Origin of the sequence: Streptomyces sp. M2CJ-2, assembly GCF_016757295.1 — a bacterium.
Classification (GTDB): Bacteria; Actinomycetota; Actinomycetes; order Streptomycetales; family Streptomycetaceae; genus Streptomyces.
In genome coordinates, this window is record NZ_JAESIF010000037.1 from 14,365 (window position 1) to 29,960 (window position 15,596).

Below are 15,596 nucleotides of genomic sequence, written 5' to 3' on the forward strand. Positions count from 1 at the left end.
GAGGTCGGGGGCGGTCACACCGCGCGCATCACGCCGCGTGAATAGATGCCCAAAGCATGGACTATATGATCCATAAGTCGACCTAATGTCAAATTCCGGCCAGGAGCGTGCGGGCTGCTCGACGGCGGTTCAGGCCCGGGGCGGTGCCGGCGCGGACGGTGCGGCGGCCGACGACCGGAGCTGTTCGATCACGTCGTCCAGGTGTGCGGCGGCGGCTCGTGCCGCCGCCGTGGCATCACCGCTGACGATGCCGTCGATGATGTCCAGGTGCTGCCGCAGGGACTGGGCGGGACGGCCGGGGCGCAGGGCCAGCCGGAACTGGAAACGCACCATCGGCCCGTTGAGCCGTTCGAGTTGGCGCCTGGCCACCTCCTGGCCGCTGGCCTCGACCACCAGCTCGTGCAGGCGCTGGTTGAGGGCGGAGTAGGTGTGCACCGCTCCGTCCGCGACGGCCTGCCGCATCTCCGTGCCGATGCGGCGCAGCTCCGCACGCTGCGCCTCGGTCGCCCGCGTGGCCGCCTTCTTGGCGCACAGCTGCTCCAGCGCGGAGCGGCACTCGGTGATCTGGATGGCCTCGTCGACGGAGACCGCCCGGATGCGGGCGCCGCGGCGGGGGACGATCTCGACGATCTCCTCGGCGGCGAGGTCCTGCAGGGCCTCACGGACGGCGCTGCGGGTCGTCCCGTAGGACTCGGCGAGGTCGTTCTCCACAAGCCGCTGCCCGGGCACCAGGTCCCCGGCGCGCAAGGAATCCCTGATGGCGTCGGTCACGTACTGGCGTCCGGCTGCGCCCGTCAGCTTGTCGGTCAACTCGTTCGACCTCTTTCGTCGGCAGGTCTGTGCAGGTGAAGCCTAGAGCCGCGGCGGCTTTGGCCGTTCCCCCGAGAACTTCTTTTGTGATTTCTTCAAACATCTTGTCAACAATCTGGTTGATGATCTAGCTTCCTCTGCGTACCCCCCCGTTCACGAAGGAGTGGCCGATGCCTGCCGAAGCAGTCGCCCGGACCCGCGTGGCGCGCCGTCACGGCTCCCAGACCGCGATTCCGTGCCTGTTCATGCGAGGCGGTACGTCACGTGGGCCGTTCTTCGACGCGCGACTGCTGCCCGAGGACACCGGGCTCCGGGACGCCGTGCTGCTGGCCGCGATGGGATCGCCCGACCCGCGCCAGATCGACGGCGTCGGCGGCGGGCACCCGCTGACCAGCAAGATCGGCGTCGTGCGGCCGGGAACGGAACCCGGCGTCGACGTGGAGTGGACCTTCGTCCAGGTGCAGCCTGGCGGGGACACCGCCGACACCTCCTCCAACTGCGGCAACATGCTGGCCGCCGTGCTCCCGTTCGCCGTCGAGAGCGGCATGGTGGTCCCCGACGCCGACCGCACCACCGCCCGCGTACGCACCGGCAACACCGGCATGGTCGCCGAGATCACCGTCGCCACCCCGGAGGGCCCCGACGGGAAGCGGTACGTCGACTACCAGGGGCAGGCCCGCATCGACGGGGTCCCCGGCACCGCCGCCCCCGTCGAGATCGGCTTCCTGGACACGGCCGGCTCCGTCGCCGGCTCCCTGCTCCCCACCGGGCGTACGCGCGACACCGTCGAGGTCCCCGGGACCGGCGCCGTCGACGTAACCCTGATCGACAACGGCCAGCCCCTGGTGATCGTGGAAGCCGGGCGCCTGGGCGCCACCGGCTACGAGACACCCGCACAGATCGACGCCGACGACCGGCTCAAGGCCCGGGTCGAGGCCCTGCGCCTGGTCTGCGGCGAAGCCATGGGCCTGGGCGACGTCACGGAGAAGAACTACCCGAAGATGACGCTGGTGGCGCCGCCGCGGCACGGGGGCACCCTCTCCACGCGCAGCCTCATCCCACGGGTGTGCCACCAGTCCATCGGCGTGCTGGCCGCCGTCACGGCCGCCACCGCCTGCGTACTCGAGGGCAGCGTCGCCCGCGACGTCGCCGCCGCGGTGTCCGGCACGGAGCCCACCGTCTCCGTCGAGCACCCGTCCGGAGAGTTCAGCGTCACCCTCGGCCTCGACCCGGACGACCCCCAGCGGGTCACCCGCTCCGCGCTGCTGCGCACCGCCCGGCCCATCATGGCCGGCGACCTGTTCGTACCCCGTTCCGTCTGGGACCCCGTCCCCGCCACTCAGGAGAACACCGCGTGATCATCGACGTCCACGGCCACTACACGACGGCGCCGGCCCCGCTGGGGGAGTGGCGTGAGGCCCAGACCGCCGCGCTCACCGACCCGGCACAGGCACCCGACCCCGCCGGGCCCGTCATCAGCGACGACCAGATCCGCGAGTCCATCGAGACCAACCAGCTGCGTCTGATGGACGAGCGCGGCATCGACGTCACCGTCTTCTCCCCCCGCGCCTCGTTCATGGCCCACCACATAGGCGACTTCGCCACCTCCTCCGCCTGGGCCCGCATCTGCAACGACCTGTGCCACCGCGTCTCCGAGCTGTACCCCGGGCGATTCGCCCCCGGCGCGATGCTGCCGCAGTCACCGGGAACCGATCCGGCCACCGTCATCCCCGAACTCGAACGCGCCGTGCTGGAGTTGGGCGCCGTCACCGTCAACATCAACCCGGACCCCTCCGGCGGTCACTGGACCGCACCGCCGCTGACCGACCGGTCCTGGTACCCGGTGTGGGAGAAGCTCTCCGAACTGGACGTGCCGGCCATGGTGCACGTCTCCACCAGCTGCAATCCGGCCTTCCACACCACCGGGGCGCACTACCTCAACGCCGACACCACCGCGTTCATGCAGCTGCTGACCGGGGACCTGTTCGCCGATTTCCCCGAGCTGCGTCTGATCGTCCCGCACGGGGGCGGCGCCGTGCCGTACCACTGGGGACGCTTCCGGGGCCTGGCACAGGCACTGGGCAAGCCGGAGGCGGTGGAAGAGCTGCTGCGCAACGTCTTCTTCGACACCTGTGTCTACCACCAGCCCGGCATCGACCTGCTGCTGGACGTGGTCCCGCACGCCAACATCCTCTTCGCCTCCGAGATGATCGGGGCCGTGCGCGGCATCGACCCGCACACCGGCCACCACTTCGACGACACCCGCCGCTACGTGGAGAACGCGGGCCTGTCCGACGAACAACTGACCGCGATCGAGGAACGGAACGCCCGGCGCGTCTTCCCCCGTCTGGACGCCCGCCTGACCGCCCAGGGCCGCTGAGCCCTCCGGGCCCCGCCCCACACGGCCGGGCCCCTCGATCACCCACGACAGCGCAAGGAGCCAACCACACCATGCACGAACTCGGAGTCGTCCACCGCACCGTAGAGCGCGCCGACCGCGCGGCGGTCGAGGCCCTGTCACGGTTCGGGGTCGCCACGGTCCACGAGGCCATGGGCCGGCTCGGCCTGATGCGGCCGTACATCCGGCCCGTCTACGAGGGCGCGAAGCTCTGCGGCACCGCCGTCACCGTGCTGCTGCAACCCGGCGACAACTGGATGCTGCATGTGGCCGCCGAGCAGGTGCGAGAGGGCGACGTCGTCGTCGCCGGCTGCACCACCGAGAGCGAGGACGGCTTCTTCGGCGAGCTGCTCGCCACATCCCTCCGTGCCCGCGGGGCCGAGGGCCTGGTCATCGATGGCGGCTGCCGCGACGTCGACGAGCTGCGGCAGATGGACTTCCCCGTCTTCTCCCGCGCGATCAACGCCAAGGGCACCGTCAAGGCCACGCTCGGTTCCGTCAACGTCCCCGTCGTCGTCGCCAACGCGCTGGTCGAGCCGGGTGACGTGATCGTCGCCGACGCCGACGGTGTCGTCGTGGTCCCCGCCGCCCGGGCCGCCGCGGTGGCCGAGGCGGCCGCCCGGCGCGAAGCCGCCGAGGAGGGCAAGCGAGAACGGTTCAAGGCCGGGGAGCTCGGCCTCGACATGTACGCCATGCGCGGACCCCTGGCCGAACTCGGCCTGACCTACGTCGACTGACGGCACGAGGAGCACTCTGATGACCGACCAGGCCTTCGCCGTCACCCCCGGCTGGCTCGACTGGTACCGCGGCCCCGCCGAGCCCGCCTTCGCCCTGCCGGCGGGGACCGTGGACGCCCACTGCCACGTGTTCGGCCCCGCCGCCGAGTTCCCCTTCGCGGCCGAACGCAAGTACACGCCCGTCGACGCCTCCAAACACGACCTGTTCGCCCTCCGGGACCACCTCGGCATCGCGCGCAACGTCATCGTGCAGGCCACCTGCCACGGTGCCGACAACAGCGCCCTGGTGGACGCCCTGCACACCGCGGGCGACCGGGCCCGCGGGGTGGCGACCGTACGCCCCGACGTCGGGGACGACGAACTGCGGCGCCTGCACGAGGCCGGAGTGCGAGGGGTGCGCTTCAACTTCGTCCGGCGCCTCGTGGACGCCGCGCCCACCGAGGCGCTGGCGACCATCGCCCGCAGGATCGCGCCGCTGGGATGGCACGTCGTCCTCTACTTCGAGGCCCCGGACCTGGTCGACCTGGAGACGTTCTTCGCCTCCCTGCCGGTCCCGCTCGTCATCGACCACATGGGCCGCCCCGACGTCACCCGGAGCCCGGACGGGCCCGAGTTCGCCCGCTTCCTGCGCTTCGTCGAGACCAACGACGTCTGGGTCAAGGTCTCCTGCCCCGAGCGCCTGACCGTCACGGGACCGCCTGCCCTGGACGGCGAACGCCACGCCTACCGGGACGTCGTGCCGTTCGCCCGCAAGGTCGTCGACGAGTTCACCGACCGGGTCCTGTGGGGCACCGACTGGCCCCACCCCAACCTCAAGAACCACATGCCCGACGACGGCCTGCTCGTCGACCACATCCCGCACGTCGCCACGACCCCTGCCCGGCAGCAGGCCCTGCTGGTCGACAACCCCCGGCGTCTGTACTGGCCCGAAGAGGCCGGCTGACCGCAAACCACCGGCCCCGCAAGGGTGCCGCGTCCCCATTCCTGGAGCGTGCAGTGCAGCACATCCCCACCACCAACGCGGCCAACCGGCTCGACCGGTTGCCCATCTCGAAATTCCACAAGACCACCCTCTACGCGGTCGCGTTCGCCTACTTCTTCGAGTTCGCGGACATCAACACCTTCGCCATCACGGCCCCCGTGGTGCGCGAACAGTGGGGTGCCGAGGTCAACCACATCGCCTATGTGACCTCGTTGTCCTTCGTCGGCATGTTCATCGGCGCCATCGTGGCCGGCGGACTGGCCGACCGGATGGGACGCAAGCGCACCCTCACCGTGACCACGCTGTGGTTCACCCTGTGGTCCTTCGCCTGCGTCTTCGCCTGGGACCTCTGGTCCCTCAGCGTCTTCCGCGTGCTGACCTCGGCGGGTCTGTCCGCGATGACCGTCGTCGCCGTCGTCTACATCAGCGAGCTGTTCCCCAGCGCCAAGCGAGGGAAGTTCCAGGCGTACGCCATCGTCATCGGCATCTGCGGCACCCCCGCCACCAACCTCATCGCCTCCGCGGTGGTGCCGATGGCCGACTGGTCCTGGCGCCTGGTCTACCTGTGGGGGTCGCTCGGTGTGCTGTTCCTGTTCTTCGTGCGCAAGCTCGAGGAGTCCCCGCAGTGGCTCGAGTCCCGCGGCCGCCACGAGGAGGCGGAGGCCGTCCTGACGCGCATCGAGGCGAGCGCGGCAGCCGAGCACGGCGAGCTTCCCGCCGCGCAGGACCCCAAGCCGCAGGGCCCGGTCGTCAAGCCGGGGCTGGGCATGCTCAAGGACAAGAAGTTCCTGTACCCGACGATCCTGTTGTCGGTCCTGTGGATCACCCAGACCATCGGCTTCTTCGGCTACTCCAGCTGGGCGCCGACACTGCTGGCCGCCGAGGGCGTCAGCGTGGAGGACTCGATCTTCTACGTCGCCCTGACCACGGTCGGCGCGCCGCTCGGCTCCTTCCTCGCGGCGATGGTCACCGACCGGTTCGAGCGCAAGTGGTGTCTGGTGGTCTTCGGGCTGGTCATCGCCGCGTCCGGTCTGATGTACGGACTGACGTTCACGCCGGTGCTGATCGTCGTCTTCGGGTTCCTGGTCAACCTCTTCGAGCGCGGCTACACCGCCCTGGCCTACGCGTACTCGCCGGAGCTCTACGACACCCGGGGCCGCTCGCTCGGCACCAGCATCGCCTACGGCCTGGGGCGGCTGTCGAACGCGGTCGGCCCGCTGATGATCGCCGGTATCTACAACGGCGTCGGCTACGAGGCGGTCTTCATGTTCATCGCCGGAACATGGACCGTCGGAGCCATCGTGCTGGCCCTCTTCGGGCCGGCCACGCGCCGCCGACGGCTGGCGGCGGAGGCCGAAGCCAGGGAGAAGCAGGAGGCCGTACCGGCGACGCCCTGACCGCCGGAGTCACCACGGGCACAGCCGGGGCCGCGGCCCCGGCTGTGCCCGTTCCGGGATCGCGGTCGGCATCCGCGTCTCCCAGTCCAAGCTCAGCGACTTCCACCACCGCTGGGCCGGCGGCGCCGAGGACGCCGAGACCATCTTCACCACCCTGGCCCGTACCGGCGCGCACTTCCTGCACACCACCGAACACAAGGCGCTCGAGCCCGCCTTCCCCACCGGTACGGAGACCCTGGCCGAGCTCGCGAAGAAGTTCAGCGGGCTGTCGGTGATCGCCAACGGCGGTCTGGGAGACCCGGAAGCCGCCCGTGCCGTACTGGGTTCCGGGGCCGCCGACGTCGTCGCGCTCGGCAAGGGCGCCCTCGCGCAGCGGGACTGGCCCCACCGGGTGCGTGACGGCCTCGAGTTCGCGACCGAGATGCGCCCCGACACCCTCGGGCCGCTCGCCGACGTCGAGGACTGGGAACTGGCCCCGTGAACACGCAGGCCTGACCGGCGACGTGGTCGTCGCGGCCCGTCCGTCATGACGGTGCCCGGCTCAGGACCGCCGGTTCCCGCGGGCCGCGTCCCCGACGAGGCGGCGGAGCCACAGGTGGGCGGGATCGTCGGTGCGGGTGCCGTGCCAGATCGAGCTGACCGTGTAGGTGGGCATCGGCAGGGGCGGCGGGGAGGTGGTCAGGCCCAGGGCCTCGGCGTAGACGGTGGCCGCGTGGGAGGGGAGCGTGACCAGGGCGGGCAGGGCGGGGAGGTGGAGAGCGGCTCCGGCGAAGTGGGTGGTGGAGGCGATCACCCGGCGCTCCAGCCCCCGTGCCTCCAGGATGTCGTCCACGATGCCGCGCCGGCCGTCGTAGGAGATCAGCAGGTGCGGGTGGCTCAGATAGTCGTCCAGGGTGATCGGGGTCCCGAGCGGCAGCAGGCGGTGGTCGAACAGGCAGGTGTAGCCGGAGTCGAACAGGTCGTGGCTGCGGTGATCGGCCCCGTGGGCGGGGGCGGCGGACACCCCGAGGTCGATCTCGCCACGGTCGATCATGCCGGTGACGGTGTTCCGGTTGGCCTGCCGTACGGCGAGCCGGACGCCCCGCAGTCCGGCGGTGGCGGCCAGCAGCCGGGGCATGAGCGCCGCCTCCAGGTCGTCGGACATGCCCAGGGTGAAGACGCGCCGGGCCGTGCGGGGGTCGAAGCGGTCCCGGTCGGTGACCACGCCGTGGATCAGCCCGAGGGCCGGCTCGATACGGCGGGCCAGTTCGACGGCGCGCGGTGTGGGCTCGACACCGCCGCCGGTGCGGGTGAACAACTCGTCGTCGAACAGCCCGCGGAGCCGGCCCAGGGCGGCGCTGGTGGCACTCTGGCTCAGATGCAGGGCGGTGGCGGCCCGGGTGACGCTGCGCTCGCGCATCAGAGCGGAGAAGACGACCAGCAGGTTCAGGTCGGCCTTCCGGAATTCGGTCTCATAGATGTCGATCATCGTAAAGATGAGTTTGCCGGACGCGGGGGAGGGTTCCTACGGTCGACGCATGACTGCTGCCGCCCCCGTCGCGCCTGATCGGCCCCGTCGCACCGTGACCGTCGCCGTCGTCCAGGCGGCGGCCCCGCTGTTCGACACGCCGACCGCGCTGACCCGGGCGGAGGAACTCATCCGGGAGGCCGCCGGTCGGGGCGCCCGGGTGGTCGTGCTGCCCGAGGCGTACCTCGGCGGCTACCCCAAGGGGCTGGACTTCGGCATCACGGTCGGCAGCCGCACCCCGGCGGGCCGCGACCTCTTCCGCCGCTACCACGCCGCGGCCATCGACGTTCCCGGCCCGGAGGTCGAGACACTGGCCGCCGTCACCCGGGAACTCGACTGCCACGCCGTGGTCGGCGCCGTCGAGCGCAGCGGCGGCACCCTCTACTGCGTCGCGCTCTTCTTCGGTCCCGACGGCTACCTGGGCCTGCACCGCAAGCTGATGCCCACGGCGGGCGAACGCTACCTGTGGGGGCAGGGAGACGGCTCCACCCTCCCCGTCGTCGACACCGGCACGGCCCGCCTCGGTGCGGCCGTCTGCTGGGAGAACTACATGCCGCTCCTGCGCACCGCCATGTACGCCAAGGGCGTCGACCTGTGGTGCGCGCCGACGGTGGACGACCGCGAGGCATGGCAGTCCACCATGCGGCATGTCGCCCTGGAGGGACGCTGCTTCGTCCTCAGCGCCTGCCAGTACCTGCGCCGCGACGCCCTGCCGGCCGACCTCCACCCCGTCCAGGGCGACGCGCCGGACACGGTCCTGATCGGAGGCGGCTCGGTCATCGTCTCCCCGCTCGGCGACGTCCTGGCCGGGCCGCTCCGCGACGGCGAGGGCATCCTGACGGCCGAACTCGACCTCGACGACCTCGCCAGGGCGCGCTTCGACTTCGACCCCGTCGGCCACTACGCCCGCCCCGACGTCTTCACGCTCCACGTCGACGAGTCGCCCCGCCCGACCGTGACCGGAAGCTGATCGCGTCCGGCAGCCGCCGGATGAGACCCTCGTCAGCGTTCAAGAGGCCGTGATCCACCGATCCACCGATCCATCGATTCGTCGACCACCGACGGCCGCACCACCTTCGCGCAAGTGACCGAACGGGAGTTCTCGTGACGTACGACATCGACGCCATCCGCGCGCAGTTCCCCGCGCTGGCCGCCGGGATCGCCCACTTCGACGGCCCCGGTGGTTCACAGACCCCCCGGCCCGTCATCCGGGCCATCGCCGACGCCCTGTCCCTCCCGCTGTCGAACCGCGGCCACCGCGTGGCGGGGGAGCGCAACGCCGAGACCATCGTCACCGACAGCCGCCGGGCCATGGCCGACCTGCTGGCCGCCGACCCGGCGGGGATCGTCTTCGGGCGCAGCGCCACACAGCTCGCCTACGACTTCTCCCGCGTCCTCGCCAGGACCTGGTCACCGGGGGACGAGGTGGTCGTGACCCGGCTGGACCACGACTCGAACATCCGGCCCTGGGTCCAGGCGGCGGCCCGGGCGGGTGCCACCGTTCGCTGGGCCGACTTCGATCCGGCCACGGGGGAACTGACCCCCGCCGACATCGAGGCCGTCCTGTCGGAGCGCACGCGGCTGGTCGCCGTGACCGCGGCCTCCAACCTCATCGGTACGCGTCCCCGGATCGCGGAGATCTCCCGTCTGGCGCACGACGCCGGTGCGCTGACGTACGTCGACGGCGTGCACTACACCGCCCATTCCCTGGTCGACGTCGCGCAGTTGGGCGCGGACTTCTTCACCTGCTCGCCCTACAAGTTCCTGGGCCCGCACCACGGCGTTCTCGCCGCCCGTCCCGAACTGCTGGAGACCCTGCACCCCGACAAGCTCCTGCCCTCCACGGACGCGGTGCCGGAACGCTTCGAACTCGGCACGCTGCCCTATGAGTTCCTCGCCGGCACCCGCGCCGCCGTCGACTTCCTCGCCGGATTCGACACGGACGCCGGGGGAACCCGGCGCGAGCGGCTGGCTGCGGGGTTCGCGGCGCTCGAGGAGCACGAGGAAGCGCTGCGGGCCCGGATGGACAAGGCGCTGAGCACCCTCGACGGCATCACGGTCCACTCCAACGCCGCCGACCGCACCCCCACCCTGCTGCTGACCTTCGACGGCCGCAGCACGACGGACGCCTACGCGTTCCTGGCGGACCGCGGTGTCCACGCGCCGTCCGGCTCCTTCTACGCCCTGGAGGCCTCCCGGCGACTGGGCCTGGGCGACACCGGCGGCCTTCGCGTCGGCCTCGCGCCCTACACCCACACCGGGGACGTCGACAGGCTGGTGGAGGGCCTGGCGGACTTCCTGCGCTCGTCAACTACCCGTCGCTGAAGCGACGGGCTTGCACAACGGGCACCACTGGCGGTGATGCTGCGTTTGCGTCCAGCCCCGGCCCGCGGATGCGGGGGCGGGGCGGGGGCCGTTGACGGGGCCCCGCATCGCCACAACTCCCACGCCCGGGCGCGGATGTTGCGGGAGCCTCCCCCACTCTCGGCTTCGCTCGAGTGGGAGGTGCCCCCATCGGTCCGCGTGACCAACGAATCCGCAGGACCGGCACGCGAACCGGGCCTGGGAAGCCCGGTTCGCGTGGTCGATGTGCCCGCATTCGGCGCAGGTGCGGGAGGTGTACGCCGGATCGACGTGCACCACCGGCACCCCCGCCCGGCGGGCCTTGTACGCGATGAACTGCCCGAGCTGGGCGAAGGACCAGCTGGAGTGGGTGGCCCGTTGGGGCTTGCGAAGCCGTACCCGTCCGCGGATGCCCGTCAGGTCCTCCAGGGCGATCCCGCGACCGGTGCGTTCTGCCTCGGCCACCACATGTTTCGCGATCTTGTGATTGATGTCCCTGGCCCGCCGGGCCTCCTTGCGGCGGCGTCTCTTCAGCCGCCGCCGGACGGACGGGGTGTTCTTCTGCTGCAGCTTGCTGCGCAGGACTCGCTCGCGGGCCCGGATCCGGTTGAGTCCGCGCCCGGCCATGATCTCGCCGTCGGAGGTGGTGGCGATGTTCACGATGCCCAGGTCGATGCTGAGGAAGTCCACCGGATCGGTGTTCGGCGGCTGCTCGGGGACCTCGCAGGTGGCGTTCAGGAACCACCTGCCGTCCCGCACCACCAGATCCGATTCGCCCTTGCGATACAGCGCCAGCGTGGCCGACTGCTCCGGCGACGCAGTGAACGCCACATCCTTGATCCGCCCGGTTACGGTCCAGATGGAGACACGCCGCTCGGGGAGCTGTCAGGACAGCATCCGGTCGTCGTACGGCTGTGCGCCATCGGGCCGAAAGGCGATCGGCTTCTCGGTGGCCCGCCGGTGACGCTTCGAACCCGGCCTGCCAAGGTTTCCGGCCCTCAGGTTCGCCTTCAGTGTGGCGTACGCGTCGCAGGTCTTCTTCACGACGTGCTGGGCGGCCTGCGCCCCCAAGTTCCACCGTGCCCTGATCTCACCGTAGGTGTGCTCGCGCAGCGCGAAGCTGCGCTTCACGTTCTTCTCGAACGCGACCCCGATGGCCCAGGTGGCGGCCGCGTTGCAGGCGCGCAGGGTCGCCTCCAGTGCCGCCGCCTGTACCGGCGTCGGCAACAGTCTCACCTGCACCGTCAGCTTCACGATCATCCAACGTACACACATACGACCACTCGCCGCGCGTTCGCCTTCCATCACCCGACCGGGTGAACTCGCTATCGTTCACCAACACCCCCGGCTCCGCCGGGGACAACGCCCAGCTCGGTTTGGTTCAGGAGATCGCCGACGGCTTCGGCCCCGTGGACATCGCCGTCCTCTTCGCCGGTGAGGTCCGCACCGCTCTCCTGGACCAGCAACTGCTCACCCTGGACAGTTCCCAGGTGGCCGAGGCCACCTGCATCCTCGGTGCCCGCCGCGTCGTCCCCGTCCACTTCGACAACCGGGCCCATTTCACTGAGGGGCGCGACCAGCTGGTGGACGCCTTCACCACCACCGGACTGATGGACCGTGTCCAACTCACCTGACGACACCACCGCGGTGCACGAGCGAAACGTGACGGCTTCTCGGTGGCGTCCTGTGTGCCGGGGGCGATGTCAGTGGTGTGGGGGACGCTTGGCGCTCATGTCCCCCGACCAGGAGCCGTCAGATGCCGATCCGTGTTGCCAGCCGTCGCCGTGCGACGGCGTCGTTGACCGCCGCGTTCCCCGGTGCGGAGATCATCGATGTGACCTCCAGGGCGCCGCAGCCGTGGGTGCGGCTGAGCCCCTTCTACCCGCACGGCGGCATCCCGGTCCCCTTCAGCGACGGTGTGACCGGCCAGTCGGTGGAGGGGATCTGGCAGGCCCTCAAGGTTTTCCGGCAGGCCGACGTCGACCCGGCGAAGCTCGAGATCACGGCGATGAAGGGACTGAAGCGGACGGTGCGTCGGTACGGCCCCGTCCAGGGGCACCGCACCGGTCTGCACGGCGACCGGCTGCTGCCCTACGAGACGGCCCGGCGCCGGATCTATCTGCCGGCCTACCGATGGGTCCTCGAGCACCGCGTGGCGGATCTGGTCGAGCGGCTCCGCGACAAGCAGGATGTCGTACTGCTGGACTACACCACCAACGGCGACGTCGCCGATCCAGCCACCCCGCTCTCCCACGCCGCGCTCGTCCAACTGCACATAGAAGGCCGCTGGCCCCGGGAAGCCACACCCGGACACTGAAGCCAAGGGGGGCGAGGCGGGACGCCCGACCCCGGCGACGAACGCCCAGCGGGAGCTCGCTCCCCTCTCCTGCTTTCTCCTGCTTCCCGAGTCCCCCGAAATCCGGCAGGCGGCGTGGCCCGGGCCGGCCCGCGGCGTACGGTCCGTAGCATGTGGGTCGTGATCGGCACAGTCCCCGACGTGATGCAGGCCGCGTACATCGACTCCGTCGGCCCGGCCGACGCCATCCACTACGGCGCCATCCCCGTCCCGCCGCTGGGCCCCACGGACGTGCTCGTCCGGGTCCGGGCCGTGGCCGTCAACCCGGTCGACACCTTCGTGCGGTCCGGTGCCTACGCCACGCCGCTCCCGTTCCCGTTCGTCCTCGGCCGCGACCTGGTGGGCGAGGTCGCCTCGGCCGGGACCGGCGCGGTGGGTTTCACCCCGGGGCAACGGGTGTGGTGCAACAGCCTGGGCCACGCCGGCCGACAGGGGGCCGCCGCCCAGTACGCGACGGTCGCCGCCGAACGGCTCTACCCGGCACCCTCCGACATCAGCACGGAACACCTCGTTGCCGCCGCCCACCCCGCGGCGTCGGCCTGGCTGGCGCTCTTCCGGCACGGGCGGCTGCGGCCCGGGGAGACCGTGTACATCGGCGGCGGAGCCGGCAACGTGGGCGGGGCCGCCGTGGCCCTGGCCGCCGCGGCCGGGACGCGTGTGGTCTGTACGACGCGTGCCGAGGACGCCGCGGCGGCGCGTGCTCTGGGCGCCACCGAGGTTCTCGACTACCGGGCGCCCGACCTCGGCGAGCGCCTGCGCCGGGCGGCGCCCGAGGGTTACGACGTGCACCTGGACACGTCCGGACACGGAGTGCTCGCCGACGCCGTGGACCTGCTGGCCCGGGGCGGGCGCCTGGTCGCGATGGTCGGACTCGGCGGCGGGCCCGACACGTTGCCGCTGGGCCGGTTGTACACCAAGGACGCGAGCATCGTGGGCTTCGCCATCAGCAACGCCACGGTGAGCGATCTGGCGGAGGCGGCAGAGGGGGGCGTGGGCCTCTTGCGCAGAACGCCGTGGCGCCCACGCATCGCCGACCGCCTGCCGCTGTCGATGACGGCGCAGGCCCACCAGAGGCTGGAGGCCGGCGAGGTGCGCGGCCGGCTGATCCTCGCCTCTCCCTGACCTCCCTCGATGACGGGATGACCCGGTGCTGTGGGGCAGCACAACAGAATCTCGGTGTCGGCGATCTCCCGGAGCGGACGCACCCGTCGTGCCCCCTGCCGACCGTTCTGGCGAGCGGCCGGTTGTCCGCTGCGGCCTCGCACCACCCGGCACGGCCGGGGCTCGGGTGCGTCCCCGACGACCGCGGGATCTACGCGAGCCCGGGCGTCGAGGAGAGTCTGACGCTCCCCCCGGTCAAAAGTTCCTCCGCACGGCCGCTCAGCCGGATCTACGAAACGTGCCCGGTGAGCCGCACGCTCTCACGGGCGCCGGAGAATAGCGCAACCCTTCCAGGGTATTCGGCGGAGGCTGATTCGCTTCGCCGAGGAGACGCCCGTGACCATCGCCCGTTCCGAGACCGGACGCACCATCACCACCGACGTCCCGGCGCGTCTGGACCGCCTCCCGTGGTCGCGCTGGCACTGGAGCGTCGTCATCGGCCTGGGCACGGTCTGGATCCTCGACGGCATGGAAGTCACGATCGTCGGCAACATCGCCGGCCGCCTGTCGGAGCCCGGCAGCGGCCTGCCCATCACCTCCGGTGAGGTCACCGGCACCGCCGCCGGAGGCATCACCGGCCCCCTGATCTTCGCCGGCCTCACGGACAGCGGGAGGGTCGGCGACACGGTCCTCGCCTTCCAGATCGGCGCGGGCCTGATGTGCGCGGCGGGCATCGTGGCCGTCTTCCTCGCGGTGAACGCGGAACGCCGCTCCCTGGAGGACATCGCCACCCCGCTCTCCGCCGAGGCTTCCCGCGTACCCTCCGGCGGACGGGACGCGTAGCGTCCGGCCGTATGGAACCATCGGCTCACCCACAGCCCGCGCCCGGCGTCCGCCGCCGGGCCCGTGACCTCGGCATCGTCATCGGACGCGCCGCCACCGGGCCCTTCAACGCGATCACCGATGTGCCGGGCGTCCGCGTCGGTCACACCACCGTCCGCCGGCAGCCCGACGTGCACAGCGGAGTCACCGCCGTCGTCCCCGACACCGTCGGCCCCCGCACACCGCTGCCGGCGGGGGTGTTCACCGGCAACGGCTACGGCAAACTCATCGGCACGACCCAGCTCACCGAACTCGGCACGCTGGAGACCCCGGTGCTGCTCACCTCCACCTTGTCGGCCTTCCGCGTCGCCGACGCCCTCGTCGGCTGGATGCTGCAGCAGCCCGGATGCGAAGAGGTGCAGAGCCTCAACCCCGTCGTGGGGGAGTGCAACGACGGCCTCCTGTCCGACATCCGCGCCCGGCCCGTCCACGAGGAGCACGTCCGGGCCGCCCTCGACGAAGCGTCCGGCGGGCCGGTGCCCGAGGGCTGCGTCGGTGCGGGAACCGGCACGGTCGCGCTGGGTTTCAAAGCCGGCATCGGAACCTCCTCACGCACTGTGGTCCTGGGAGGCCGGCGCTGCACGGCGGGCGTCCTGGTGCAGGCGAACTTCGGCGGCACCCTGCGGGTGCTCGACCGCACCGTCACCCCGCGGTCCACGGGCATCGACGCCGACGGCCCGACGCCGGCCGAGGAGACCGGCTCCTGCATGATCGTGGTGGCCACCGACGCCCCCCTCGACGCCCGGCAGCTCACCCGTGTCGCACGACGTGCGGTGTTCGCCCTGGCCCGTACGGGCGCGGCCTACAGCCACGGCAGTGGCGACTACGCCGTGGCGTTCGGTACGCGGCCCGGCACCGGCGCCCCCGCAGCGGACGCCGAACTGGGGCCGCTGTTCGAAGCGGTCCTCGACGGGGTCGAGGAGGCGGTGCTCAACTCCCTGCTCGCCGCGACGACGACCACCGGCTTCAAGGGCCGGACGGCGCCGGCGCTCCCGGCGGACCGCCTGCTCGCCGCCCTCACGGCCCCGGAGTCACCGCGGGCGCGCTGACAACGGACAGCGACCGGGCGGGACGCACCGCGGG

The 15,596-nt window shown here is 71.5% G+C and carries 13 protein-coding genes and 3 pseudogenes; 13 read left to right on the top strand and 3 right to left on the bottom strand.

Features of this window, described 5'->3' with window-relative positions; translation table 11 throughout:
• Window positions 1-129 precede the first annotated feature (129 nt).
• Window positions 130-810 carry a GntR family transcriptional regulator gene (locus JL475_RS24690; protein ID WP_202280121.1) on the bottom strand — a complete coding sequence of 227 codons (681 nt, stop codon included), beginning with the start codon at window positions 808-810 and terminating at the stop codon, window positions 130-132.
• Between the two features lie 170 nt (window positions 811-980).
• Here JL475_RS24690 and JL475_RS24695 point away from each other — a divergent pair, with 170 nt between their 5' ends.
• From JL475_RS24695 to JL475_RS24720, 6 genes are all read left to right on the top strand, one after another.
• Window positions 981-2,168: a 4-oxalomesaconate tautomerase gene (locus JL475_RS24695; protein ID WP_202280122.1), complete on the top strand. Its 1,188-nt coding sequence runs from the start codon at window positions 981-983 to the stop codon at window positions 2,166-2,168.
• Window positions 2,165-3,190 carry an amidohydrolase family protein gene (locus tag JL475_RS24700; RefSeq protein ID WP_202280123.1) on the top strand — a complete coding sequence of 342 codons (1,026 nt, stop codon included), beginning with the start codon at window positions 2,165-2,167 and terminating at the stop codon, window positions 3,188-3,190. The genes JL475_RS24695 and JL475_RS24700 overlap by 4 nt, the downstream gene beginning before the upstream one ends.
• A 71-nt stretch (window positions 3,191-3,261) precedes the next feature.
• Window positions 3,262-3,945, top strand: coding sequence for a 4-carboxy-4-hydroxy-2-oxoadipate aldolase/oxaloacetate decarboxylase (gene ligK, locus JL475_RS24705; protein WP_202280124.1), 684 nt, complete (start codon window positions 3,262-3,264; stop codon window positions 3,943-3,945).
• A 19-nt stretch (window positions 3,946-3,964) separates the two neighbouring features.
• Entirely contained in the window at window positions 3,965-4,888 is a 924-nt protein-coding gene (locus tag JL475_RS24710; RefSeq protein WP_202280125.1) for an amidohydrolase family protein, read from the top strand.
• Between the two features lie 53 nt (window positions 4,889-4,941).
• Window positions 4,942-6,324 carry an MFS transporter gene (locus JL475_RS24715; protein ID WP_202280126.1) on the top strand — a complete coding sequence of 461 codons (1,383 nt, stop codon included), beginning with the start codon at window positions 4,942-4,944 and terminating at the stop codon, window positions 6,322-6,324.
• A 271-nt stretch (window positions 6,325-6,595) separates the two neighbouring features.
• On the top strand, window positions 6,596-6,805 hold the full coding sequence (locus JL475_RS24720) for a hypothetical protein (RefSeq protein ID WP_202280127.1): 210 nt from the start codon (window positions 6,596-6,598) through the stop codon (window positions 6,803-6,805).
• Between the two features lie 60 nt (window positions 6,806-6,865).
• Here JL475_RS24720 and JL475_RS24725 read toward each other — a convergent pair whose 3' ends face one another.
• Window positions 6,866-7,792, bottom strand: coding sequence for a LysR family transcriptional regulator (locus JL475_RS24725; protein ID WP_202280128.1), 927 nt, complete (start codon window positions 7,790-7,792; stop codon window positions 6,866-6,868).
• Window positions 7,793-7,841: 49 nt separating this feature from the next.
• Between JL475_RS24725 and JL475_RS24730 the strand changes: the two genes are divergently transcribed.
• Both JL475_RS24730 and JL475_RS24735 read left to right on the top strand, forming a co-directional pair.
• The gene (locus JL475_RS24730; RefSeq protein WP_202280129.1) at window positions 7,842-8,801 is read left to right on the top strand and encodes a nitrilase-related carbon-nitrogen hydrolase; all 960 of its coding nucleotides are present in this window, start codon (window positions 7,842-7,844) and stop codon (window positions 8,799-8,801) included.
• 134 nt (window positions 8,802-8,935) lie between these two features.
• Entirely contained in the window at window positions 8,936-10,156 is a 1,221-nt protein-coding gene (locus JL475_RS24735; RefSeq protein WP_202280130.1) for a cysteine desulfurase-like protein, read from the top strand.
• Between the two features lie 2 nt (window positions 10,157-10,158).
• Here JL475_RS24735 and JL475_RS24740 read toward each other — a convergent pair.
• Window positions 10,159-11,428, bottom strand: a pseudogene (locus JL475_RS24740) (RNA-guided endonuclease InsQ/TnpB family protein); the annotation flags it as partial.
• A gap of 98 nt (window positions 11,429-11,526) precedes the next feature.
• Between JL475_RS24740 and JL475_RS24745 the strand changes: the two are divergent.
• The 5 genes and pseudogenes from JL475_RS24745 to JL475_RS24765 all read left to right on the top strand — a co-directional run.
• Window positions 11,527-11,808 (top strand): annotated as a pseudogene (locus JL475_RS24745) (MBL fold metallo-hydrolase); the annotation flags it as partial.
• A 122-nt stretch (window positions 11,809-11,930) separates the two neighbouring features.
• The gene (locus tag JL475_RS24750) at window positions 11,931-12,491 is read left to right on the top strand and encodes a hypothetical protein (protein ID WP_202280131.1); all 561 of its coding nucleotides are present in this window, start codon (window positions 11,931-11,933) and stop codon (window positions 12,489-12,491) included.
• A gap of 159 nt (window positions 12,492-12,650) precedes the next feature.
• Complete coding sequence (locus JL475_RS24755) at window positions 12,651-13,652, top strand: zinc-binding dehydrogenase (protein ID WP_202280132.1); 1,002 nt, start codon at window positions 12,651-12,653, stop codon at window positions 13,650-13,652.
• A 375-nt stretch (window positions 13,653-14,027) separates the two neighbouring features.
• Window positions 14,028-14,246, top strand: a pseudogene (locus JL475_RS24760) (MFS transporter); the annotation flags it as partial.
• 239 nt (window positions 14,247-14,485) lie between these two features.
• Window positions 14,486-15,562: a P1 family peptidase gene (locus JL475_RS24765; RefSeq protein WP_202280133.1), complete on the top strand. Its 1,077-nt coding sequence runs from the start codon at window positions 14,486-14,488 to the stop codon at window positions 15,560-15,562.
• Window positions 15,563-15,596: the final 34 nt, after the last annotated feature.

Bases quoted from the DNA above. Each gene is read 5' to 3' on its own strand.
- ligK (WP_202280124.1), top strand. From the start codon at position 3,262: ATGCACGAACTCGGAGTCGTCCACCGCACCGTAGAGCGCGCCGACCGC.
- JL475_RS24725 (WP_202280128.1), bottom strand. From the start codon at position 7,792: ATGATCGACATCTATGAGACCGAATTCCGGAAGGCCGACCTGAACCTG.
- JL475_RS24695 (WP_202280122.1), top strand. From the start codon at position 981: ATGCCTGCCGAAGCAGTCGCCCGGACCCGCGTGGCGCGCCGTCACGGC.
- JL475_RS24710 (WP_202280125.1), top strand. From the start codon at position 3,965: ATGACCGACCAGGCCTTCGCCGTCACCCCCGGCTGGCTCGACTGGTAC.
- JL475_RS24750 (WP_202280131.1), top strand. From the start codon at position 11,931: ATGCCGATCCGTGTTGCCAGCCGTCGCCGTGCGACGGCGTCGTTGACC.
- JL475_RS24730 (WP_202280129.1), top strand. From the start codon at position 7,842: ATGACTGCTGCCGCCCCCGTCGCGCCTGATCGGCCCCGTCGCACCGTG.
- JL475_RS24765 (WP_202280133.1), top strand. From the start codon at position 14,486: ATGGAACCATCGGCTCACCCACAGCCCGCGCCCGGCGTCCGCCGCCGG.